The organism is Acidovorax sp. sif1233 (genome assembly GCF_019218755.1).
Taxonomy (GTDB): domain Bacteria; phylum Pseudomonadota; class Gammaproteobacteria; order Burkholderiales; family Burkholderiaceae_C; genus Acidovorax.
Genome location: NZ_JAHUWZ010000005.1, coordinates 104,637 through 125,404, shown reverse-complemented (window position 1 = coordinate 125,404; position 20,768 = coordinate 104,637). Strand labels below are relative to the sequence as shown.

22 protein-coding genes are annotated in these 20,768 nt (G+C 68.2%); 9 read left to right on the top strand and 13 right to left on the bottom strand.

The genetic code is table 11. From position 1 onward, the window contains the following. Positions 1-144: 144 nt before the first annotated feature. From lpoB to mnmG, 12 genes are all read right to left on the bottom strand, one after another. Complete coding sequence (gene lpoB, locus KW843_RS17455) at positions 145-759, bottom strand: penicillin-binding protein activator LpoB (RefSeq protein WP_218296430.1); 615 nt, start codon at positions 757-759, stop codon at positions 145-147. A 29-nt stretch (positions 760-788) separates the two neighbouring features. After that, entirely contained in the window at positions 789-1,202 is a 414-nt protein-coding gene (locus KW843_RS17450; RefSeq protein ID WP_218296429.1) for a YcfL family protein, read from the bottom strand. A 35-nt stretch (positions 1,203-1,237) separates the two neighbouring features. Further along, entirely contained in the window at positions 1,238-2,773 is a 1,536-nt protein-coding gene (locus KW843_RS17445) for a COG3014 family protein (RefSeq protein WP_218296428.1), read from the bottom strand. A 327-nt stretch (positions 2,774-3,100) separates the two neighbouring features. Further along, a complete protein-coding gene (locus KW843_RS17440; RefSeq protein ID WP_218296427.1) occupies positions 3,101-3,844 on the bottom strand; it encodes a class I SAM-dependent methyltransferase in 744 nt (247 codons plus the stop codon). 10 nt (positions 3,845-3,854) lie between these two features. After that, positions 3,855-5,177, bottom strand: coding sequence for a hypothetical protein (locus KW843_RS17435; protein ID WP_218296426.1), 1,323 nt, complete (start codon positions 5,175-5,177; stop codon positions 3,855-3,857). Positions 5,178-5,389: 212 nt separating this feature from the next. Beyond that, on the bottom strand, positions 5,390-6,313 hold the full coding sequence (locus tag KW843_RS17430) for a ParB/RepB/Spo0J family partition protein (protein ID WP_218296425.1): 924 nt from the start codon (positions 6,311-6,313) through the stop codon (positions 5,390-5,392). A gap of 37 nt (positions 6,314-6,350) precedes the next feature. Then, entirely contained in the window at positions 6,351-6,647 is a 297-nt protein-coding gene (locus KW843_RS17425; protein WP_218296424.1) for a cupin domain-containing protein, read from the bottom strand. A gap of 70 nt (positions 6,648-6,717) precedes the next feature. Further along, entirely contained in the window at positions 6,718-7,260 is a 543-nt protein-coding gene (locus KW843_RS17420) for an alpha/beta hydrolase (RefSeq protein WP_218296423.1), read from the bottom strand. Positions 7,261-7,294: 34 nt separating this feature from the next. Beyond that, the gene (locus KW843_RS17415) at positions 7,295-8,107 is read right to left on the bottom strand and encodes a ParA family protein (RefSeq protein ID WP_218296422.1); all 813 of its coding nucleotides are present in this window, start codon (positions 8,105-8,107) and stop codon (positions 7,295-7,297) included. A gap of 33 nt (positions 8,108-8,140) precedes the next feature. Continuing rightward, a complete protein-coding gene (locus KW843_RS17410) occupies positions 8,141-8,755 on the bottom strand; it encodes a LysE family transporter (RefSeq protein ID WP_218296421.1) in 615 nt (204 codons plus the stop codon). Positions 8,756-8,894: 139 nt separating this feature from the next. After that, the gene (gene rsmG / locus KW843_RS17405) at positions 8,895-9,575 is read right to left on the bottom strand and encodes a 16S rRNA (guanine(527)-N(7))-methyltransferase RsmG (protein WP_218296715.1); all 681 of its coding nucleotides are present in this window, start codon (positions 9,573-9,575) and stop codon (positions 8,895-8,897) included. A 2-nt stretch (positions 9,576-9,577) separates the two neighbouring features. Beyond that, complete coding sequence (gene mnmG, locus KW843_RS17400) at positions 9,578-11,554, bottom strand: tRNA uridine-5-carboxymethylaminomethyl(34) synthesis enzyme MnmG (protein WP_218296420.1); 1,977 nt, start codon at positions 11,552-11,554, stop codon at positions 9,578-9,580. A 151-nt stretch (positions 11,555-11,705) separates the two neighbouring features. Here mnmG and KW843_RS17395 point away from each other — a divergent pair, with 151 nt between their 5' ends. The 4 genes from KW843_RS17395 to KW843_RS17380 all read left to right on the top strand — a co-directional run bounded on the left by KW843_RS17395 (position 11,706) and on the right by KW843_RS17380 (position 14,047). Further along, a complete protein-coding gene (locus KW843_RS17395) occupies positions 11,706-12,332 on the top strand; it encodes a Crp/Fnr family transcriptional regulator (RefSeq protein WP_370628514.1) in 627 nt (208 codons plus the stop codon). 143 nt (positions 12,333-12,475) lie between these two features. After that, positions 12,476-13,000 (top strand): DUF1772 domain-containing protein, encoded by a 525-nt coding sequence (locus KW843_RS17390; protein ID WP_218296419.1) that lies wholly within the window; start codon positions 12,476-12,478, stop codon positions 12,998-13,000. Positions 13,001-13,080: 80 nt separating this feature from the next. Further along, on the top strand, positions 13,081-13,689 hold the full coding sequence (locus tag KW843_RS17385) for an NADPH-dependent FMN reductase (protein WP_218296418.1): 609 nt from the start codon (positions 13,081-13,083) through the stop codon (positions 13,687-13,689). A 79-nt stretch (positions 13,690-13,768) separates the two neighbouring features. Beyond that, positions 13,769-14,047: a YkgJ family cysteine cluster protein gene (locus KW843_RS17380; RefSeq protein ID WP_218296417.1), complete on the top strand. Its 279-nt coding sequence runs from the start codon at positions 13,769-13,771 to the stop codon at positions 14,045-14,047. A gap of 30 nt (positions 14,048-14,077) precedes the next feature. Here KW843_RS17380 and KW843_RS17375 read toward each other — a convergent pair whose 3' ends face one another. After that, the gene (locus KW843_RS17375) at positions 14,078-14,446 is read right to left on the bottom strand and encodes a VOC family protein (protein WP_218296416.1); all 369 of its coding nucleotides are present in this window, start codon (positions 14,444-14,446) and stop codon (positions 14,078-14,080) included. A gap of 355 nt (positions 14,447-14,801) precedes the next feature. Here KW843_RS17375 and KW843_RS17370 point away from each other — a divergent pair, with 355 nt between their 5' ends. The 5 genes from KW843_RS17370 to KW843_RS17350 all read left to right on the top strand — a co-directional run bounded on the left by KW843_RS17370 (position 14,802) and on the right by KW843_RS17350 (position 20,569). Next, positions 14,802-15,713 carry an RNA polymerase sigma-70 factor gene (locus KW843_RS17370; RefSeq protein WP_218296415.1) on the top strand — a complete coding sequence of 304 codons (912 nt, stop codon included), beginning with the start codon at positions 14,802-14,804 and terminating at the stop codon, positions 15,711-15,713. Between the two features lie 152 nt (positions 15,714-15,865). Continuing rightward, entirely contained in the window at positions 15,866-16,330 is a 465-nt protein-coding gene (locus KW843_RS17365; RefSeq protein ID WP_218296414.1) for a carboxymuconolactone decarboxylase family protein, read from the top strand. 201 nt (positions 16,331-16,531) lie between these two features. Next, a complete protein-coding gene (locus KW843_RS17360) occupies positions 16,532-18,115 on the top strand; it encodes a tail fiber domain-containing protein (protein WP_218296413.1) in 1,584 nt (527 codons plus the stop codon). A 13-nt stretch (positions 18,116-18,128) separates the two neighbouring features. Next, on the top strand, positions 18,129-19,856 hold the full coding sequence (locus KW843_RS17355; RefSeq protein ID WP_218296412.1) for a tail fiber domain-containing protein: 1,728 nt from the start codon (positions 18,129-18,131) through the stop codon (positions 19,854-19,856). Beyond that, entirely contained in the window at positions 19,853-20,569 is a 717-nt protein-coding gene (locus KW843_RS17350; RefSeq protein ID WP_218296411.1) for an Ig domain-containing protein, read from the top strand. Before KW843_RS17355 ends, KW843_RS17350 begins: the two co-directional genes overlap by 4 nt. The last annotated feature ends 199 nt before the right edge of the window (positions 20,570-20,768 follow it).

The following is a 20,768-nucleotide window of genomic DNA, read 5'->3' as shown; positions in this document are numbered from 1 at the left end:
ACCTTCATCCTTCGAAACTGGCGCGGCCCAGGCCAGCCGCCGCCGTGCAAGGGCCGCCCCGCCGCACTGGCGGCGTCCCCCTTCCCGCGCGCAGCGCGAGAGAAAGGGGGAAGCGGCGCAGCCGCTCAGGGGGTTGCCTACTTCTTATCGCTTGCTTGTCTTGCGGATCTCTTTTTCATCCTGCCACTCGATCGTGCCTTCCTGCACATCGAACAGCTTGAGCGTGAACTTGTAGTAAACGTCCTTGGTCGCGTTGTTCTGCTTGACGATGCTGGTGAGCTCGCCTTCCATGCTGTACTTGGCGGCCGTCATCTGGCCGACCTTGGCGGTGGTGCCCTGCTTGTACAGGCCGCTCTGGTTCTGGCGCTGCAGCTCGTCCACACCGGCCTGCATCTCGTTGATGGAGCGCACGAAGCGCACCTTGCCCGACTTGACCAGCGCCGTCTGGATCGAGTTCATCACGTTGGTGGTGTCGATGTACTCGCTGGTCTTGTTCTTCACGGTGGAGATCGTCACCGTGGGGCGGCCCTGGAAGATGCCGGTTTCCAGCAGGCCGCCGGTCATCTTCTCGGCGATCATCTGCAGGTCGGTGGAGCCGAACTCGTTGGTCACCAGCTCGACGGCCTTGGCGTCGCCGTAGTTGACCTGGCGGTCAAAACGCACGGTGGGCGAGGACAGGTTCTGGCAGGCCGAGAGGGCCAGGGTGCTGGCCGCGAAGGCCAGGATGAGCGTGGTGCGCTGAATGGTGTTGCGTTGCATGTTGTTTTCTCCGGTCGGCACTGTGGTGTTCAGCGCGGTTCTACGTTCATTTCCAGGCGCAGGTCGACGGCGGCGCTGGTCGGCGCCACGCTCTTGACGGTTTGCTGGCCCAGGCCGAGCACGCTCATCTGCTTCCACGATTCGCCGTCGCCCACCTGGTTGCCCACGTTGTCCAGCCACTTGAAGCGATAGAACACGGTGCGGTCGGTGCGGCCCATGTTGGCCATGTCGGCCTGCACGACGAGGATGTCGTTCTTGCGCACGATGCGCATCTCGCGCACGGCGATGCTGTTGGCCTCGCCGCGCAGCGCCACCTTGGAGGCCACGGCCAGCGGCGTGGCCGGGTCGTGCAGCTGGGCGCGGGCCGCGGTGGCCAGGGTCAGGGTGAGGGCCGCGCACGCGATGGCGGGTGCGGCGGCGGCAAGGGCAAAACGGGTTCTCATGCCAGAGGCTCCTTGGAAATGGGACATGTGCGGTTTCAGTTCTTGGCGGCGGGCGCGGGCGTGGCCGAGGTGGACTTGACCACCGACTTGGGCACCGAGCGCGTCCGGCTGGTGGTGGTGGTCGTCGTGCGCACGGTGGTGGCAGGCTCTGCGGCGGCGGGCTGCGGCGCGGCGGCCACGGTGGGCAGCTGGCCCAGCATGGCCACATCGCCGGTCAGCACGCTGTTGTCGTACATGCGCAGGGGCACCAGGGCGTACTGGCCGTCGATCTTGATGGGCTGGGGCAGCTGGCGGCCGTTCACGCTCACCACGTGCTCGCCCGGTGGCAGGTAGCCACGGGCCACGTACACGCGGCCGGGCAGCATGCGCCACATGCGGTCGTCGGCCTGCTCGGTGGCCACCGAGGCCGCCGCGCCGATGATGCCGCCGATCAGGCCGCCGCGCTTTTGCAGCTCGTTCTGCAGCACGCCCTTGGCCACGGCGCGGGTGAAGCCGCGCAGCACCATGCCGGGCATTTCGTCCTTGAGCGCGCGGCGCGCCATCACGTTCACGTCCACCACCTTTTCGAGCTTGAGGTCGGTGCCCGCGGCGGAGATGGTGGTCAGCAGCGCGTCCTTGGACGGCTCGATCACGGGGTAGGAAATACTGGCCGTGACCATGCCCCGGCCCGTGGGCACCGGAAGCGTGAAGGCCTTGGGCTTGCGCGCGGGGGCGTCACCGGCTTCCACGATGAAGAGCACGTCGGTCATGCGCTGGCGGCGCTTCCAGGTGAAGCCGGTGCGGGTGTCCAGGCCGCGCAGGCCTTCTTCGAGCACGCCGGTTTCGGGCTTGAGCTCGATGGCCTTGCGGTAGCCGGGCGCGGCCAGGCCGGGCTCGTTGAGCATTTCGTACAGGAAGCCGGCGAGGTAGTGCGAAAGGGCGTTCTGGTAGCCGTTCTTGAGGGCCAGCACCTCGGGGTCGTTGAGCGTCTCGACGGGGTAGCCGTTGAGTTCCTTGCCCCCCGAGGTGGCGCCCTTGGACTTGGCTTCTTCTTCCGCCGCCAGGGTTTCCTTGGCACGGAACTCGGCAATGATGGCCTCGCGCTCGTGGGTGCGCTTGATGTCCACGCGGGCGTTCTCGAAGTCGCCCACGGCCATGCGGTTGAGCGCCAGGCGCGTGGTCACCCACACCTTTTCATAGTCCTGGCCTTCATAGACCTTCAGGCGTTCGCTGATCAGCGCGGCGCCCACGGTGCCCATGAGCTTGCTGGGGTTGGTCTTGGCGGTTTCTTCCCATTCCTTGACCTTGATGTCGGCCAGCAGGAAGGCGTTGGTGCTGTCGGGGTAGCGGCGGTCCATGCGCAGCAGCTCGCCGCGTTCCATGTTGAACAGGAGCGCGGTCTTTTCTTCCTCGGTCTTGGCGGTGCTCTCGAGCTGGGCGATGGCCGCGGGAATGCCGCCGCTGCGCCCGGCGTTCTGCATGTCGGTCGCCAGCTTGTCATGGCTCTGCATGGTGGCGCAGCCCGTGAGGGCGGCGCTCAGGGCCAGCACCCACAGAAGGCGCGGGCGGAAACGGGATGGGTGGGCGGTCATGGATGCTCCTTGCAGGTCGGTCGGTTGCGCACCAGAAAACCCCGGCACTGCCCACGCGCAAGGCCGCGCCACGCCAGGCGCGCACCGGTCAGGGAGGTGCGCCGCGACGGCGGAAAGCGCCTGCAGGATGGGAGATCCGGACAAGGAAGGTGCTGGCTGCGCGTGCGCCCCCTCCCGGCGCTTTCACGTGCTGCTGGCAGCCCCCTCTGGCTGTGAGTTTCTTGGTAGTTTTGTATGGGGTTGTAGCCAGGGACGCAATGTAGCAAAAGCTTGTATCTTTTCTGTAACCGCGCCGAACGGCTCAAATCGCCATGGAACAGTGGCATGTCATGCCTCCACGCGGTTGAGCGGCATGCGGTAGAGCCACACCACGCGGCCCCCCGGCGCGCGCAGCTGCACGCTGGGCAGCACGCCGGGGATTGCGAATTCCAGGCTCACCAGCCACGCGCCGGGCGCCAGCTCGGCCTGGGCCTTGGCGGCGGCGCGGGCCATGCTCTCGGGCCGCTGGAACAGGTACACCATGCGGTAGGGGCTCCAGTCCTCGGCCCACATGTCGGCGCGCCGCACGCGGGCCCAGGGGCACCGCAGGGCGCACAGCAGGCGCAGGGGCCAGCTCCATTCGATGCCCTCCAGTTGCGCGGCCGGGTAGGCGTGGCGCAGTGCCTTCAGGCCATCGCCCACGCCGCTGCCCGCGTCCAGCACCCGCGCCCCCAGCGGCAGCGGGGCCTGCGAGGCCAGGGACTGCAGCGCATGGTGGGGCGTGGGAAACAGCGGCGCATCGCGCCAGGCGTTGAGCGGGTAGACCAGCAGCAGCAACGCCAGCGGCACCAGCCACGCCCAGGTGGGCAGGCTGGCCGCGCCCAGCAGCGCCAGCGACAGCGGAAAGCCCGCCGCGATCAGCCCGCGCCGCCACCAGCTGCCGCCCAGCACGCTGGCCGCCGTCCCGATCAGGCAGGCGGCCAGCAAGGCCGCCACCGGTGGGACCGCGCGCTGCAGGGCCACAAAAATGAGCCACGCGCACGCCCACGCCAGCAACGCGGGCAGGGGCCAGGGCATGCGCAGGGCCAGCATGGGTTCGTGCTCAGCGGCCAAAAATGCCGCGCAGCAGGTTGACGGGGTTGACCACGTTGCCCGCATCCGTGCCACCCTCGCCCGCTGGCTGCTGGCCTGCCGGCGCGCCGCCCATGCCGCTGGAATAGGCGCCGCCCGAGGGTGCGCCGGGTGCCGCGCCCATGCTGCCGCCGCGCCGCCCCTGCATCTCTTCGCCCAGCATGGCCATGGTGTGCGACTTGACGCGCACGCGCACGGCCCACTCGGGCTCCCAGGCTGCCTTGGGGTCGGCCGGGCGCGGGGGGTGCACGATGTGGCTTTCGCCGCCGTAGGCCATCATGCGCAGCATGGGCGTGGCATCGCGCCCGCCGCCCGCGAAGATGCCCTGCGGGATGGCGCACTGCGTGGTTTCGGGCGAGAGCAGCACACGCTCCTTGAGCCAGCGGTCGATGGTGGCGGGCGACAGGTAGTCGAACAGGCCCATGCCCGTGTCGGGCGTTTCGGCGCTGGACCACATCACGAGGTCGTCCCCGTTCTGCGACATGGCGTGCAGGTAGTAGGCGCGCGCATTGCGCACGGGCTGCCAGCTGGTGCCCATGCTGTCCTGCGGCTTGCCGGTGGTGCGCAGGTCGATGGCGGGCATCAGGTCCTGCGCGGCACCGAGCGTGAACTTCATGGATGCAGGCACGCCATCGCCGCGCACCTGGTGTTCGCCCACCAGGGAGCTGCCCGCCGACAGGCTCACCTGGTTGCGTTCGTTGGGGTACAGCGCATAGGAGGGGCCCACGCGCGGCCCCCGGTCGGGCACGGCGCGGCCGGCGAAGGCCTGGGCATAGTCGGACGGCTTGGCACGCGCCAGGTCGATCACGCGCGGCTGGCCCGCGCGCACCGCGCTCCCGCAGCCCCAGTACAGCAGGATGCGGCCCTTGGGCTGGTGCTGCTGGTATTCCTGGGGCACCTCGCCCGGCTCGGTCTGGGTGGGCTGTGCGCGCGGGGGGACCAGCTGCAGGGATTCGCCCATGCGCATGCCCGCCGGAATGGTCTGGCTGGCCTCGACGCCGGGGCGCAGGGTGTTGTGCAAGGCGATGTCGATGACACGCGGCGGCATGATGGACATGGCGCGGGCGTTGCCGTAGGCCGTGTTGCCACCGCCCGCCCTGCCCTGCGCGCCGCCGCCCATGAGGCCGCCGGGCAGGCTGTCCATCTCGGGCATGCCCGCCATGGTGCCGGTGGACACGTCCATCCACAGCTGGACCTTGGGGGCTTTGGTGTTTTGGGCCTGGGCGCCCAGGCTGGCGATGCACAGGCCAACGGCCAGGCAGGCGGGGGTCAGGACGAAGCGCAAAGGGGTCATGGGGGTCTGCTCCAGGAGATGCATGGATCACCCGGCAAACCATCGTGGGCCGCAGGGCGGCTGTATCGCCGCCCTGTGAAGAGGCCTTGCGGTCAACCCGGGTGTGTTGAACGCAGCGCAGTGTAGGCCCCGCACAGACGCATTTTGCCTGCGCAAGTTACGTGTGGAAACCGCTTGTGTGCGCTATTTCACACATCCCCGGCACAAGAAGGCTAGGCCTGACCCCGCAGGCGGTCGATCAGCCCGTTCAAGGCCTCCAGCGAGCCGAACTGGATCGCCAGCTCGCCCATGTCCTCCACCCGGCCGTGGCGCTTGACGCGTTTTTTCACGCGCACCTCGACCTCGGCCATGAGCAGGTCCGAGAGTTCTTCCTCCACGCGCTTCAAGTCGCGCGACTTTTCCTTCTGGGGCTTTTGCGGCACCAGGCTGAACTCGGCGCCGATCTTCTTGACCAGGGCCTCGGCCTCGCGCACCGACAGTTTCTTGGCCGCGATCTGGTTGCCCGCCGTGATCTGCGCGGCGCGGTCCAGCGACAGCAGCGCGCGCGCATGGCCCATGTCGATGTCGCCGGCCATCAGCATGGTCTGCACGGGCTCGGCCAGGTTCAACAGGCGCAGCAGGTTGCTGGCGGCGCTGCGCGAGCGGCCCACGGCCTGCGCGGCCAGCTCGTGCGTGAGCCCGAATTCCTTGACCAGGCGCTGCAGCCCGTGGGCTTCTTCCAGCGGGTTGAGGTCTTCGCGCTGGATGTTCTCGATGAGCGCCATGGCCGCCGCCGACTCGTCGGGCACATCGCGCACCAGCACCGGCACCTCGGCCAGGCCCGCCAGGCGCGAGGCCCGAAAGCGCCGCTCGCCCGCGATGATTTCGTACTTGCCCGCGTGCTCCCCGCCCGTGAGGCGCCGCACCAGGATGGGCTGCATGATGCCCTGGGCCTTGATGGACTCGGCCAGCTCATACAGCGCCCCTTCGTCCATGCGCGTGCGGGGCTGGTACACGCCGGGCACCAGTTCAGACAGCGGCAGGCTGCTGGGCAGCCCGGCTTCGGCCGCCTGGGCCTGTTCCACTTTTTCTTCGACCTTGGGGCCCAGCAGGGCTTCGAGGCCTCGGCCGAGGCCCTTGGGTTTTTTGGTGACCATGAAATGCTTCTCGCGAAAAGGAATGGGGAAAGAGTCTTCAGCGGTCGATGATGACCAGCGTGCCATGGCTGCCCGGTGCCACCGCGTGGGGCACGCCAGCGGGCACGATGAACACCTCACCCGCGTTCACCTCGGTGACCTGCCCCTGCAGGGCGAGGCGCATGCAGCCGTCGAGCACCAGCAGCGCCTCGTCAAAGTCGTGCGACTCGTCGGAGTAGGCGGCGTCGTCCATGCGCAGCACCTTGACGTTGGCGCCTGCGGCCTGGCCCACGACCGTGGAGCTCCAGGCGCGGGGAAGTTGGTCGGCGATGGCGGGCAGGTTGATTTTGGTCATGGATCGGATCACTGAGAAATTCGGTAGCTGACAGCTACACGGCGCACCACGCGCCACAAGGCCCAGCGGCTCATGCCGGGTTGGCCAGCTGCAGCAGCCAGCCATGCCCCTCATCCCAATCGCCCAGGCCCGATTCGGCATTGATGTGGCCGCGCTCGCCGTAGTCGATGAAGCGCGCGCCCCAGGCCTGCGCCAAACCTTCGGCGCGCTCCAGGCTGCAATACGGATCGTTGCGGCTGCCCACCAGCACGGCCGGGAACGGCAGGGGTTTGCGTGCAATGGGCGCCCAGCCGTGGATCTGCGCGGCCAGGTCGGGGCGTTCCACATCGCCCGGCGCCACCAGCAGCGCGCCCACCACGCGGTGCGCGTTGGCCGAATGCGCAGCCCACCACGCGGTAAGGATGCAGCCCAGGCTGTGCGCCACCAGCACCACGGGGCCATCGGCATCGACCACGGTTTCCTCCAGCCGCGCCGACCAGTCGCCGCGCAGCGGGCGCATCCAGTCGTGCTGCTCCACGCGGTGGTAGCCATAGCGGGCCTCCCACAGGGTTTGCCAATGATCAGGGCCGGAGTTCTGCCAGCCGGGCAGCAGCAGGAGGTTGGAAGCCTTCATTACTATCAATTCAATAGCTATCAGCGCTTGCCCATCAAGCGCTAGGGGCCATTTTTGCCATGGAAGATGCTGCCACCGGCATGGTGTGCACGCGCTCGACCATCTCCTGCGCAAACTCCACAAAGGCCTGGCTGCCCTTGGCGGCCGGGTCGAACACCACACCGGGCAGTCCGTAGCTGGGCGCCTCGGCCAGGCGCACGTTGCGCGGGATCACGCTGTTGAACACCTTGTCGCCGAAATGGCCCTTGAGCTGGTCGCTCACCTGCTGCTGCAGGGTGATGCGCGGGTCGAACATCACCCGCAGCAGGCCGATGATCTGCAGGTCGGCATTGAGGTTGGCGTGCACCTGCTTGATGGTGTTGACCAGGTCGGTCAGGCCTTCGAGCGCGAAGTATTCGCACTGCATGGGCACGATCACGCCGTGGGCGCTGCACAGGCCGTTGAGCGTGAGCATGGACAGCGACGGCGGGCAGTCGATGAGCACGAAGTCGTAGTCGCCATCGGCCTCTGCCAACGCGGCCTTCAGGCGCTTTTCGCGGTGCTCCAGCGCCACCAGTTCCACCTCGGCGCCCGCCAGCTCGCGGTTGGCGCCCAGCACCCAGTAGCCACATTTTTCCGACAGCACGGCGGCCTCTTTGACCGAGGCGGATTCGAGCAGCACGTCGTACACCGTGAGGTCCAGGCTGCGCTTGTCCACGCCCGAGCCCATGGTGGCATTGCCCTGCGGGTCCAGGTCCACCATCAGCACGCGCTGGCCGATCTTGGCCAGCCCGGCAGCAAGGTTCACGGTGGTGGTGGTCTTGCCAACACCACCCTTCTGATTGGCAACGCAGAAAATTTTGGCCATGTGGGTGTTGCAGTCCGTGTTGTTGTCGTTGTTTTACTTGGAGATGGCCAGCTTGATGCCAAAGCCGATCAGAAAGACGCCCGCCACTTTTTCCAGCACGCGGCCGATGCGCGGGTTGGCGCGCATGCGCGCGGCCAGGTGGTGCGTGAGCAGCACGGCGACCAGCCCGTAGAGGAACGTCAGCACCGCCACGGTAGCCGCCATCACGCCAAAGGTCAGCATGCCCTGGTGGCGCGCCGGATCCACGAACAGCGGGAAGAACGCCATGTAGAACACGATGGCCTTGGGGTTGAGCAGGGTGATGAGCCCCGCCTGCTTGAAATAGTGGCGCGGCTGGATGTTGAGGATGGGTTGCGCCCCCGGCTTGGCCGTGAGCATCTTGAAGCCCAGCCAGGCCAGGTAGGCGGCCCCCAGCCACTGCACCGCATGGAACGCCGTGGGGTACGTGGCCAGCAAGGCCGCCACCCCGGCCACCGCCGCCCACATCAGCACCTGGTCGCCCGCGATCACGCCCATGGTGGCGGCCATGCCGCCGCGCACGCCGCCCTTGCTGGTGGAGGTGATGAGCGCCAGATTCCCGGGGCCCGGAATGAGCAGGAACAACACGATGGCGGCGACAAAGGCGCCGTAGTCTGCGATGCCGAACATGATCTCTCCCGGTGTGCTGGATCTGGAGGGGGTGCCGCGACATGCGGCGCACCCACGATGAGCAGCCGAGTTTAAGCGACCACCCCGCCCTGCTCCCTCATCCGCATGTCAGCAGCCGGCAAACCCGTCCCAAAAAACCTCAGGCGGGCTTCAACCAGATGATGCAGCGCTCGGCCTCCAGGCCCGGGACAGTCAGTGGTTCCACGTGAAACACCGACGCACCCGCGGGCAAGGCGGCGATCTCGTCCTCTGGGTGCTTGCCCTTCATGGCCAGCCACACGCCGTGGGGCGCGGCCAGCGCACCCTGCGACCAGGTCACGAAGTCGGGCAGCGAAGCAAACGCACGGCAGCTGATGATGTCGAACGGCGTCGTCAATGTCTCCACGCGCGCATGCACCCCATGCAGGTTGCGCAGCTTCAAGGACACCGCCGCTTGCTGGATGAATGCCGCCTTCTTGCCCACCGTGTCCACGCAGCTCACATCCACCGCCGGGCAGCAGATGGCGAACACCACACCGGGCAGCCCGCCGCCCGAGCCGACATCCAGCAGGCGCACCGAGCCCGCTGCCAGGCCCTGTTGCTCCAGGGTGGCGACCTGCCGGCGCAGCGGTGCCACCGCCGCCAGGCTGTCGAGCAAATGGTGCGTCATCATCTCCTGCGGGTCGCGCACCGAGGTCAGGTTGTAGACCTTGTTCCACTTCTGCAGCAGGGCCAGAAATTCCATCAGCTGGCTGACCTGGTCATCGCCCAGGCCCAGGCCCAGAGCATCTGCACCCGCCTGCAACTGGCTGCGCAATGCGTCGTTGTGGGGTACGGTCATCGTCATGCCGCGACTTCGCCTTCAGCCTTGGACGGGGCGACGGCAAATTCCTTGAAGCCACCCTTCTTCAGATGCACCATCAACAGCGAGATCGCCGCCGGCGTGATGCCCGTGATGCGCGATGCGTGGCCCAGGGTCTCGGGCCGGTGGCGGCTGAGCACCTGGCGCGCCTCGATGCTCAGGGCCGTGACCTGCATGTAGTCCAGGTCGGGCGGCAGGCGCAGTTTCTCGAAGTGCGCGGCGCGTTCCACCTCGCCCTTCTGGCGGTCGATGTAGCCCGAATACTTGGCCGCAATCTCCACCTGCTCCACCACGGGCTCGCTCAAGGGCCCCAGTGTTTCACGTGAAACCTCGCTGGAGGCGTACTTGCCGCCGTCCATGGACACCAGGCTGGCGTAGTTCACATCCGGGCGGCGCAGCAGCTCGAACAGGTTGTATTCGTGCTCGATGCTCTTGCCCAGCACGCGCTCCGACTCGGCCGCGGGCAGGTTGCGCGGGTTCACCCAGGTGGCTTTCAGACGCTCTGTTTCACGTGAAACCGCATCGCGCTTGCGGCTGAAGGCATCCCAGCGCGCGTCGTCCACCAGGCCCATGCGGCGCCCTGCTTCGGTCAGGCGCATGTCGGCGTTGTCCTCGCGCAGCTGCAGGCGGAACTCGGCCCGGCTGGTGAACATGCGGTAGGGCTCGGTCACGCCCTTGGTGATGAGGTCGTCCACCAGCACGCCCAGGTAGGCCTCATCGCGGCCGGGCAGCCAGGCGGCTTCGCCCCGGCACTGCAGCGCGGCATTGATGCCGGCGAACAGGCCCTGCGCCGCCGCCTCTTCGTAGCCCGTGGTGCCGTTGATCTGCCCGGCGAAGAACAGGCCCTGGATCTGCCGCGTCTCGAAGCTGCTCTTGAGCGAGCGCGGGTCGAAGTAGTCGTATTCGATGGCGTAGCCAGGGCGCAGGATGTGCGCATTCTCCAGGCCTGGCATGCTGCGCACCAGGTCGTACTGGATGTCGAACGGCAGGCTGGTGCTGATGCCGTTGGGGTAGTACTCGTGTGTGGTCAGGCCTTCGGGTTCCAGGAAAATCTGGTGGCTGTCCTTGTCGGCAAAGCGGTTGATCTTGTCCTCCACGCTCGGGCAGTAGCGCGGGCCCACGCCCTCGATCTTGCCGGTGAACATGGGGCTGCGGTCGAAGCCGCTGCGGATGATCTCGTGCGTGCGCTCGTTGGTGTGGGTGATCCAGCAGGGCACCTGCTGGGGATGCATCTGCGCGTTGCCCATGAAGCTGAACACGGGCACGGTGCCCTCGTTCACGCCACCGGGCATGCCGTCGCCGGGCTGCTCGGTGCACTTCGAAAAATCGATGCTGCGCCCGTCGATGCGCGGCGGCGTGCCCGTCTTCAGGCGGCCTTGGGGCAATTTCAGTTCCTTGAGCCGCGCCGACAGCGACACCGCAGGCGGGTCCCCGGCCCGGCCGGCCGCGTAGTTGTTCAGCCCCACATGGATCTTGCCGTCCAGGAACGTCCCGGCCGTGAGCACCACCGTACGGCTGCGAAAGCGGATGCCCACCTGCGTGACGGCGCCCACCACCCGGTCGCCCTCCACCATCAGATCGTCCACCGCCTGCTGGAACAGCCACAGATTGGGCTGGTTCTCCAGCATGCGGCGGATGGCGGCCTTGTAGAGGATGCGGTCGGCCTGGGCGCGCGTGGCACGCACGGCGGGGCCCTTGCTGCTGTTGAGAATGCGGAACTGGATACCGCCCTCGTCCGTGGCCAGCGCCATGGCGCCGCCCAGCGCATCCACCTCCTTCACCAGGTGGCCCTTGCCGATGCCGCCGATGCTGGGGTTGCAGCTCATCTGCCCCAGCGTCTCGATGTTGTGCGTGAGCAGCAGCGTCTTGCTGCCCATGCGCGCGGCGGCCAGCGCGGCCTCGGTGCCCGCATGGCCACCGCCGACAACGATCACATCAAATTCCTGGGGATACAACATGGGGACACTCCGGGGCCTGGCGGGCCCGATAATCAAAACACCCGGTAGCACAGGAGCACCCTACCCAAGGCGCCGCACACCGGCCCTGCTGGTGGTGGGCGCGCCCGGCGCCCCAGCAGGCAACCCGCGATTTTCCCACTTTGCGCAGGCCGTGTCTGTTTCCAACCCCCTCACCCTCTTTCTGACCGAGTTGCTTGGCGCCCCGCCCCCGGCCGTGGAAGCCTGGTGGGCACGCGCCGAACGGCGCGTGCTGGAGCGTGGCCAGCCATTGCTGCGGGCAGGCGAATACTGGCGGCACCTGTGGTGGGTGGAGCGCGGCGCCCTGCGGCTGTTTTACCTGGACCGCGACGGGGCCGAATCCAACAAGAACTTCTTTCTGGACGACGCCCTGTGCTGGCCCATCACCCCCACACTGCGCCAGCAGCCGGTGATGTTTCACGTGGAACCATTGGAAGACAGCGTGGTGTGGGCGCTGCCCTTGCCCACCGATTCCAGTCGCCCCCTGCCCGGCGCGGGCTGGGCACCGTGGGCCGCGCTGGAGCACCGGGTGCTCTGCGCCCTGCTCGACGGCAAGATGCAGCGCGAGCAGGAATTTCTGCAGCTCAGCGCCCGCCAGCGCTACGCCCGTTTGCTGGAGCAGCATCCGCAATGGGCCGAGCGCATCGCCCTCAAGCACCTGGCGTCGTACCTGGGCGTGACCGATGTCTCGCTGTCGCGCCTGCGCAGCGAGATGGGGCTTAGAGCGGCTAGCAAAACTCAGCGTAGCGGCCCTGGCTAGGCGTTCCGTCGCAGGCAGTACAAGCGGTACGACAAGACGGAACAACGACGCCAGGGGAGTTTTGTGAGCCGCTCTTATCAAAGGATAAGGCACTGGGGGCGGCTTACCGGCAGAGTGCGGGCATCACCCCCACCAGCCCGCCCATGACCACCGCCCAGCACCCCAGCAACGCGCCGCCCCCGCTCTCCCTGATCCCCCACGCCCTCGCCGTGGTGTGGCTCGGCCTCATGGCAGGGTTCTTCGGCACCTACAGCGCCAACGTCAACCTGGCCCTGCTGCAGATGGACGGCGCCATCTACGCCACCGTGCAATCGGCCTTCAACCGCAACGTGCGGCACGCGCTGTTCTTTGTGCTGTTCTTTGGCCCGCCGCTGTGGTGCGCGCTGGCCCTGGCCACGGCCTGGCGTGAACACCGCGCGCCATGGTGGCGCCTGCTGGCCGGGGTGGGCGTGGCCTACCTGCTGGGCATCGTGTTCTTCACCCAGCAGGTCAACCTGCCGCTCAACCACACCACCGAAGCCTGGAACCCCCAGGCCCTGCCCGCCGGCTGGGCCCAGGTGCGCGACCGGTGGAACGCCGCCAACCTGTGGCGCGCGCTGCTCAGCCTGGGTTGTTTCATGGCGGCGCTGGGGTCGCTGGTGGGGCGGCTTGCGGGTCGCCGCACGTAGCCGCGCTGGCACAGCGCCACGCACCGGCCTCCCGGCTTGCAGGAATCCTGCCACGCGCCTGTGCTCCAATCGCAGGCACCATGCCCCACACACCTTCCCTCCTGATCTTCGCCGGCAGCACGCGCCAGCAGTCCTTCAACCGCAAACTGGCCCACGCCACCGCCACCATCGCACGCGACGCGGGCGCCACGGTCACGCTGCTGGAGCTGTCGGACTTCGACATCCCGCTGTACAACGCCGACCTCGAAGCCCAGGGCACACCGGCGGACGTGATCCGGCTCAAGGAGATCCTGTGGCAGCACCCCGCCTGGGTCATCTGCTCGCCCGAGTACAACGGCAGCTACACCGCCCTGCTCAAGAACACCATCGACTGGGCCTCCAGCCCGGTCAAAGGCAACCCCGACTGGCAGGACGGCGGCAAGAGTTTTCGCGGCAAGGTCGTGGGCATGCTCAGCGCCTCGCCCGGCGCCCTGGGCGGCCTGCGCTCGCAAAGCCACCTGGCGCCCCTGCTCATCAACGCCGAATGCTGGCTGGCACCCAAGGCGTTTGCGCTGGGCTCGGCCGGCAGCGCATTCGACGACGGCGGCGCTCTCATCCAGCAAGCCCACCGCGACCGCGTGCGCGCCGTGGTCGACCAGGTGCTGTGGGCATCCAGCCGCCTGCACGGCGGTGCTGCCGCTGGCCAGTGAACGTCAAAATTTGAATCAAATTGGCCTCTAGCGCTTTATTCATAAGCGCTAGCAGCTATATAAATAATAGTAACCACCCATGAACTGCCGCCCCGGCTGCGGCGCCTGCTGCACCGCCCCCTCCATCAGCTCGCCCATCCCGGGCATGCCCCAGGGCAAACCGGCGGGGGTGCGGTGCATTCAGCTGGGGGACGGTGCGCGCTGCCTCATTTTTGGGCAACCCGAGCGGCCGGCGGTGTGCGGGGGGCTGATGCCGTCGGCCGAGATGTGTGGCACCAGCACGGAGCAGGCCATGGGTTTCCTGGCGCGGCTGGAGCGGCTGACGGAGCCCGGGAGCGTGGGCGAACCGGCGGGGTGACCGGCGGTCCTCCCGATGGGTCCGCGCCCGCTACTTCATCGAGTGCAGCCCGACCTTGTTGCCCTCGGTGTCCATGAAGTGGGCAAAGAAGCCGAAGTCGTTGCCAATCTCCGTCTTCGGCACCACCACCGCCCCGCCCGCCGGCTCCACGCGCGCCAGCAGGGGGGCCAGGTCCTCGCCGCCATTGAGGTACACCATCGTCCCGTTCTGCGAGGGTACGCTGCCCTCCGCCTGCACGAGGGCACCGCCCACGGCGGCGGGGTCGGAGGACAACATCCCCATTTTGGTCGGGCCCATTTCCATGGGCGCAATGGTGATGCCCAACACCGTCTCGTAGAAAGTCCTGGCGCGGGTGAAGTCGGTCACGGGGATCTCGAACCAGTTCAATGCATGGGCCATGCTGCGCTCCTTGGGTTGCGGGATGGAAACCCGCACTGTGAACCATCGCGCAGCCCGGTGCAATGACGGCCCGGCCAGGGCGCCGCAGGCCTTTCCGCGGGCCGTCCCTTCCCTGTCACGGGCCCCGCGCGGGGGTTGCCTGCGCACGCCCGGTTGCGTACAACACGGTCATTCCTCCCAGCCTTCGGCTCTGCTCAAAAATGCCTCCAGCGCTTTACCGACAAGCGCCAATAGCTATCAAAATAAAAGCAACCAAGGCCGCCCTGTCACACCACCGCTGCCTCCAACGTCTGTGCAGGACCACGGAACAGTCTTCCCACACGCTCCTGCCTGCCGCACGCCACCCGACACCGCCATGACCACACACCCCGCATCCACCGACCCCTTCACCACCCTGCGCCCCCGCCTGTTCGGCATTGCCTACCGCATGCTGGGCGTGCGCGCCGATGCCGAGGACGTACTGCAGGACGCCTGGCTGCGCTGGAGCCGCCAGGACACCGCTGTACTGCAGTCGGCCGAGGCCTGGCTGGTGACGGTGGTCACGCGGCTGGCCATCGACCGGCTGCGCGTGCTGAAGGCCGAGCGCGAGGCCTACGTGGGCTGGTGGCTGCCCGAGCCGCTGGTGGAGCTGCACCACCACCACGGCGACGCACCGCACCACCACGACACCCCCGAGGCGGCCGCCGAGCTGGCGGGCGAGCTGTCGGTGGCATTCATGTACGTGCTGGAACGCCTGGGGCCGGAGGAGCGCGCGGCCTTTTTGCTGCGCCAGGTGTTCGACTACGACTACCCCGAGATCGCCGCGCAGCTGGGCAAGAGCGAGGCCAGCTGCCGCCAGATGGTGCACCGCGCCAGCGAGCGCGTGCAGCAGGCGCGCACCCGGTTCGAGGTGCCGCAGGCCGTGCACCACCAGCTGCTGCAGCGCTTCATGCGGGCCGCCCAAAGCGGCGACCGCAACGCCATCGAGGCGCTGCTCAGCGAAGACGCGCAGCTGATTGGCGACGGCGGCGGCAAGGTGCCATCCTTTCCCAAGCCGCTGGTGGGGCCGTTCCGCATCGCCAACCTGTACTGGGCGCAGTTCCGCCGCCTGGGCGCGCTGGTGGTCTACCGCATGGCGCTCCTCAACGGCGAACCCGGCCTGCTGCGCTACGTGGACGGCCGCATCGAATCGGCGCAGGCGTTCGTGACGGACGGCGAGCGCATTGTGGCCATCTATGCCGTGCGCAACCCGGACAAGTTGGCGGGCATCCCGGACACGCTGGGGTGACGTGCTGAGGTTTTTTCGGGGCACCGTGTCACAGCGGCAGACCCGGCCACGTCTAACCAGTATGAAAGGCAGCAGCAGCAGCAACACCACCGCAGCCTTCATGCCCGACGTTTTTACCCCGGACCATTGCCATTCACATCCAAGGACCCGCCATGCCATCGACCACCCAACACACCGCCCGCCTGCCCTATCACAAGCTGTCTTCCAAGGCCTTCATGGGCCTGGTGAGCCTGTCGGAAACCCTCAAGAAGGGACCACTGGGCGCGCGCCTGGCCGAACTCGTCTTCCTGCGCGTCTCACAGATCAACGGCTGCGCGTACTGCATGGACATGCACTGGACCTACCTGGTCAAGGACGGCATGGAGCCGCGCCACCTGAACGCCGTGGCCGGCTGGCGCGAGGCGCCGTTCTTCGGCGAGCGTGAACGCGCCGCCCTGCGCTGGGCCGAGATCATCACCGCCACGCCCCACAGCGATGCGAGCGACGAGGAATTCGCGAAGCTGCAGGCGGTGTTCAACGAGACCGAAATCTCCGAACTGGGCTTTGCGATCGCCGTGATCAACGCCTGGAACCTGGTGAACGCCGGGATGCGCGCCCCGATCCCGGAAGCGGGCTGAAGCGTCCTCCCACGCGCCGCAGGGGCGGGCCTGGCGCGCGGGAGAGGGTTTCGGCCCCCACAACCCCTCTCCCGTGCGCAACTGCGGATTGACGCCGCAGTCCCGGTCGCTCAAACTCAAGTGTTTCCATGGGTAACTGGTGTCGCAAAGATGCCTTACCGGCCTTCCCGTGCGCTTCCACCCGCTTTTGAGACCACCGCCATGAACTTCCTGCACCGAACCGCGATGGCCCTGATGGCGAGCCTCGTCGGCGCCACCTGCGCCGCGCAGGCTCCCGCTGCGTCCATCACCACGACACGCCAGAGCGAGCGCATCACCTGGACCGCCAACGAACCCCACGGCGCGGGCAAGTTGCGGCTGGCACGCCCCGACGGCACCGTCAGCGACATGGCGTTCCCACGCGCCCCGATCGTGCTCGAGCCCCAGCGGGCGGGCCTGGCCGACGGACGCTATTTCTATGAGCTGAGCCTGGATCCCCCGCTCGTCATGGACCCCGCGCTGGCCCAGGCCACCCTGCACCAGCGCATCGTTTCCGGCTCCTTTGTCGTGGCCCAGGGCCAGCTGGTGGTCGGCGGCGCCGAGTCCAGCGCGCCCGTACCGCGCCCCAAGTCGGCGGCCACCACGTTCTCCACCAAGGACCAGTTGCTTGCGGACGACCTGATCGTGCAGGGCAGCGTGTGCGCGGGCCTCGACTGCGTCAACAACGAGAACTTCGGTTTTGACACGGTGCGGCTCAAGGGAGCCAATCCCATCATCCATTTCCAGGACACGAGCAATAGCCCGTTTCCCACCAACGACTGGCGGATCAAGGCCAACGACACCGCCTCGGGCGGCGCCTCCTACCTCGCCATCGAGGATGCGACCTCCGGCAACCAGGTCTTCACCGTCAGTGCCGGGGCCCCCACCAACAGCCTCTACGTCAGCTCCGGCGGCGACCTGGGCCTGCGCACCGCCACGCCGGTGCTGGACGTGCACGCCCTGACGGGCGACACGCCCGGGGTCCGCCTGGAACAGACCTCGGCGGGCGGCTTCACGGCGCAGACCTGGGACATCGCTTCCAACGAGGCCAACTTCTTCGTGCGCGACCTCACAGGCGGCTCGCGCCTGCCGTTGCGCATCCGCCCTGGAGCGCCCACCAGCAGCCTGGACATTGCCGCATCGGGCAACGTCGGCCTGGGCACCGCATCGCCGTCCGCCGCGCTGCATGTGCTGCGCAACGACGGCACCGCCCAGGTCCTGGTGCAGGAGACCAACAGCACAGCCGCCCCGCGCACCCTGCTGAACCTGGCCAACAACGGCCCCGCCACGCTGCGCTTCACCATGGCACCGGCCACCGGCTGGGACATGACCTCCGGCACGGCCCTCACCCTGGCCACGCAGGGCGCGGGCACACCGCAGTTCACGCTGGCCGCCAACGGCAACCTGGCCATCACCGGCACGCTGAGCACCGGCTCCAGCCGCACGCTCAAGACGGGCATCGAACCCGTCAACGGCACCACCCTGCTGGAAAAAGTGCTGAGCCTGCCGCTCTACCACTGGCGCTACAAGTCCAGCCCCGCGCAGGAGCGCCACGTCGGCCCCATGGCCGAGGACTTCCGCAAGATCTTCCAGCTCGGGCAGGACGACAGGAGCCTGGCCCCCGGCGACCTCGCGGGCGTGACCCTGGGCGCCGTGCAGGCGCTGGCCCGCAAGGTGACCGAACGCGAAGCCGACATCGCAGCCATCAGGGCCCGCATCTCCCTGCTCGAAGCGCAGATGGCGGCCCCCGCCAAGCCCGCGCGCTAAGAGGGTGCCAGCCATGCCACACCACCCCAACGCCTTCCTGGACAGGCCGCAGCCGCGCGCCACGGCCTTGCTGATGATGGCCACCGCGCTCGCAGCGTTGCTGCTGTGCCAGAGCGTGCAGGCACAACAACCAGGCGACGCCGCCGGTGCCGCCGCGATCACGTCCCGCCTGCAGGCCCAGCGGCTGGAATGGACCCCCGCCGCGCCCCATGGCCGCGCCGTGCTGCGCATCGCGCGCGACGGCGGCATGCCCCAGGACTTCGCGCTGCGCAGCCCGCTGGTGTTCTCGCTGCAGGACACCCCCCTGCCCGACGGGCACTACACCTACGAGCTGACGCTCGCCCCCACCACCAGCGCCGTGCGGCACGACGACGCCACGGCGGCCCTGGTCCCGTCCGCACCCTCGGGCGTCGGCGGCGCCATGCTCAGCGGCAGCGTGTCCGTGGCGGGCGGCGCTTTCGTGCTGCCACCGCAGGTGCCGCCCCGGGGCGAGGTCGGCGCGGCAGACAGCGGCAGCGACAGCGCCACTACGCCCTCCACCCGCTCCACCCTGGCCAGCGCAAGCACGCGCATGGTGGCCAAGGACCAGCTGGTCAGCGACGACCACATCATCCAGGGCAGCGTCTGCGCGGGATTTGACTGCGCCATCAACGAGGGCTTTGGCGACGACACCCTGCGGCTGAAGGAAAACAACCTGCGCATCGGGTTTCAGGACACCCGCGTTGCACCGTTTCCCAGCAATGACTGGACGCTGGTCGCCAATGACAGTGCCAGCGGTGGGGCCAGCTTCATGGGCATCGAGGATGTCACGGGTGCCAAGTTCCCCGTGCGCTGGCTGGCCGGAGCGCCGGCCAACAGCCTGTACGTGAGCCCGCAGGGTCGCGTGGGGATACGCACGGCCGTGCCCGTGCTGGACCTGCATGTGGTGTCCACCGACACACCGGGGTTGCGGCAGGAGCAGAGCAACGTCAGCGGCTTCACGGCCCAGACCTGGGACATTGCCGGCAACGAGGCCAATTTCTTCGTGCGCGACGTCACGGGCGGCTCGCGCCTGCCCCTGCGCATTCGCCCCGGGGCTCCACACTCCAGCCTCGACATCGCCGGCAATGGCAACGTCGGCATGGGGACTCCGCGCCCCATGGCATCCCTGACCCTGCGGCGCGCCGACGGCTCCGGCAGCCTGCTGGTCGACAACACGGCGGGCGCTGCCCTGGCCCCGCGCGTGCAGATGGAACTGCAGAACAACGGCGCCATCGCCGCGCGCCTTGCGCACGGCACCGGCACGGCGTACTGGACCCAGCATGCCACCGCCACCGCCATGGGCCTGGCCCCCAGCGGCAGCGGCAGCAACGCGCTGTCGGTGCAGTCGAATGGCGGCCTGATGGTGGCCGGCACGCTCAGCCAGGGCTCCAGCCGCACGCTCAAGCACGACATCACCGCTGCACCGGTCCACGCGATCCTGGGCGAGGTGGCGCAACTGCCGCTGTATGCGTGGCGCTACCTGAGCGACCTCAACGCCAGCCTGCACCTGGGCCCCATGGCCGAAGACGTGCACCACCGCTTCAAGGTGGGCGAAAGCCCCCGTACGCTCGCGCCCAGCGATGTCGCCGGCCTCGCGGCCGCCACGGTCCAGGCCCTGCACCAGAAGCTGGCCGCCAAGGATGAGGAACTCATGGGCCTGGCGGAACGCCTTTCGGCCCTGGAGCAGCAGCTTGCACGCAAGCGCGGAGGCGCGCGATGATGGCCCGCGCAGCGCGGGCTGCAGCCACCTGGTGCCGGCACCTCCTTGCGGGAGCAGGCGCCGCCGGCCTGCTGCTGTGGGGTGCAGCAGCAGGCGCCCAGAGCATCAACGTCACACCTTCCACCATTCCCGTGCCGGTGCAGGGCGTGCCCTACAGCGTGACCTTCGTGGGCAGCAATGGCGTGGCGCCGTACCAGTTCCTGGTCAGCACCGGCATGCTGCCCGCCGGCCTGAGCCTGTCGGCCGGGGGCGCCCTCACGGGCACCCCCACCACCGCGGCGGCGTACAGCTTCACCATCACGGTGTCCGACTTCCTGGGCCGCGAGCTGGACCTGACAGGCACGGGCGCCGTGACCAGTGCGCTGGTCATCACCCCGCCACCCGGACTCGTCGTCAACACGCCATACAGCGGACAGATCCAGGTGACGGGCGGAACAGGCCCCTACACCTTTGCCATCAACTCGGGGGCCCTGCCACCAGGCATGTCGCTCAGCGCCAGCGGCATGCTGACCGGCACACCCACCACCCTGGGCAACTACGCATTGGTCATCCGGGTCACGGATGCCAACGGCCTGTCCTCCGTCATCACGCTGAACATCAGTGTCGCGGCCACTGCCACGATTCCGGTCAACGACCCCTGGATGCTGGCCCTCGCTGCACTGGGATTGGGCTGGCTGGGACGGCGGCAACTTCAGCAGCGGCAGCGGTACTGACACACGGGCACCGGCCGTACGGGCAGCCAGGCGCGCCTGCGCCTGCTGCCCGACAAGGTCGGGTTGCCTGGGCTTCCTGCGCCAGCAGCGACACAGCACCGGCCGTCCCGCGTCACGGCCAGACCCATGCATGGCGGCTCCTGGGCCACAAGGCCGCCAAGCTGCCCCAAAGTGCGTCAGGTGTAGCCTGCCTGACAGA

Coding starts and splice junctions, on each gene's coding strand:
- KW843_RS17450 (WP_218296429.1), bottom strand. CDS start 1,202: ATGAGAACCCGTTTTGCCCTTGCCGCCGCCGCACCCGCCATCGCGTGC.
- KW843_RS17435 (WP_218296426.1), bottom strand. CDS start 5,177: ATGACCCCTTTGCGCTTCGTCCTGACCCCCGCCTGCCTGGCCGTTGGC.
- KW843_RS17360 (WP_218296413.1), top strand. CDS start 16,532: ATGAACTTCCTGCACCGAACCGCGATGGCCCTGATGGCGAGCCTCGTC.
- KW843_RS17380 (WP_218296417.1), top strand. CDS start 13,769: ATGAACTGCCGCCCCGGCTGCGGCGCCTGCTGCACCGCCCCCTCCATC.
- KW843_RS17350 (WP_218296411.1), top strand. CDS start 19,853: ATGATGGCCCGCGCAGCGCGGGCTGCAGCCACCTGGTGCCGGCACCTC.
- KW843_RS17390 (WP_218296419.1), top strand. CDS start 12,476: ATGACCACCGCCCAGCACCCCAGCAACGCGCCGCCCCCGCTCTCCCTG.
- KW843_RS17370 (WP_218296415.1), top strand. CDS start 14,802: ATGACCACACACCCCGCATCCACCGACCCCTTCACCACCCTGCGCCCC.
- KW843_RS17430 (WP_218296425.1), bottom strand. CDS start 6,313: ATGGTCACCAAAAAACCCAAGGGCCTCGGCCGAGGCCTCGAAGCCCTG.
- KW843_RS17385 (WP_218296418.1), top strand. CDS start 13,081: ATGCCCCACACACCTTCCCTCCTGATCTTCGCCGGCAGCACGCGCCAG.
- mnmG (WP_218296420.1), bottom strand. CDS start 11,554: ATGTTGTATCCCCAGGAATTTGATGTGATCGTTGTCGGCGGTGGCCAT.
- KW843_RS17420 (WP_218296423.1), bottom strand. CDS start 7,260: ATGAAGGCTTCCAACCTCCTGCTGCTGCCCGGCTGGCAGAACTCCGGC.
- KW843_RS17365 (WP_218296414.1), top strand. CDS start 15,866: ATGCCATCGACCACCCAACACACCGCCCGCCTGCCCTATCACAAGCTG.
- lpoB (WP_218296430.1), bottom strand. CDS start 759: ATGCAACGCAACACCATTCAGCGCACCACGCTCATCCTGGCCTTCGCG.
- KW843_RS17375 (WP_218296416.1), bottom strand. CDS start 14,446: ATGGCCCATGCATTGAACTGGTTCGAGATCCCCGTGACCGACTTCACC.
- KW843_RS17440 (WP_218296427.1), bottom strand. CDS start 3,844: ATGCTGGCCCTGCGCATGCCCTGGCCCCTGCCCGCGTTGCTGGCGTGG.
- rsmG (WP_218296715.1), bottom strand. CDS start 9,575: ATGACCGTACCCCACAACGACGCATTGCGCAGCCAGTTGCAGGCGGGT.
- KW843_RS17425 (WP_218296424.1), bottom strand. CDS start 6,647: ATGACCAAAATCAACCTGCCCGCCATCGCCGACCAACTTCCCCGCGCC.
- KW843_RS17410 (WP_218296421.1), bottom strand. CDS start 8,755: ATGTTCGGCATCGCAGACTACGGCGCCTTTGTCGCCGCCATCGTGTTG.
- KW843_RS17355 (WP_218296412.1), top strand. CDS start 18,129: ATGCCACACCACCCCAACGCCTTCCTGGACAGGCCGCAGCCGCGCGCC.
- KW843_RS17415 (WP_218296422.1), bottom strand. CDS start 8,107: ATGGCCAAAATTTTCTGCGTTGCCAATCAGAAGGGTGGTGTTGGCAAG.
- KW843_RS17445 (WP_218296428.1), bottom strand. CDS start 2,773: ATGACCGCCCACCCATCCCGTTTCCGCCCGCGCCTTCTGTGGGTGCTG.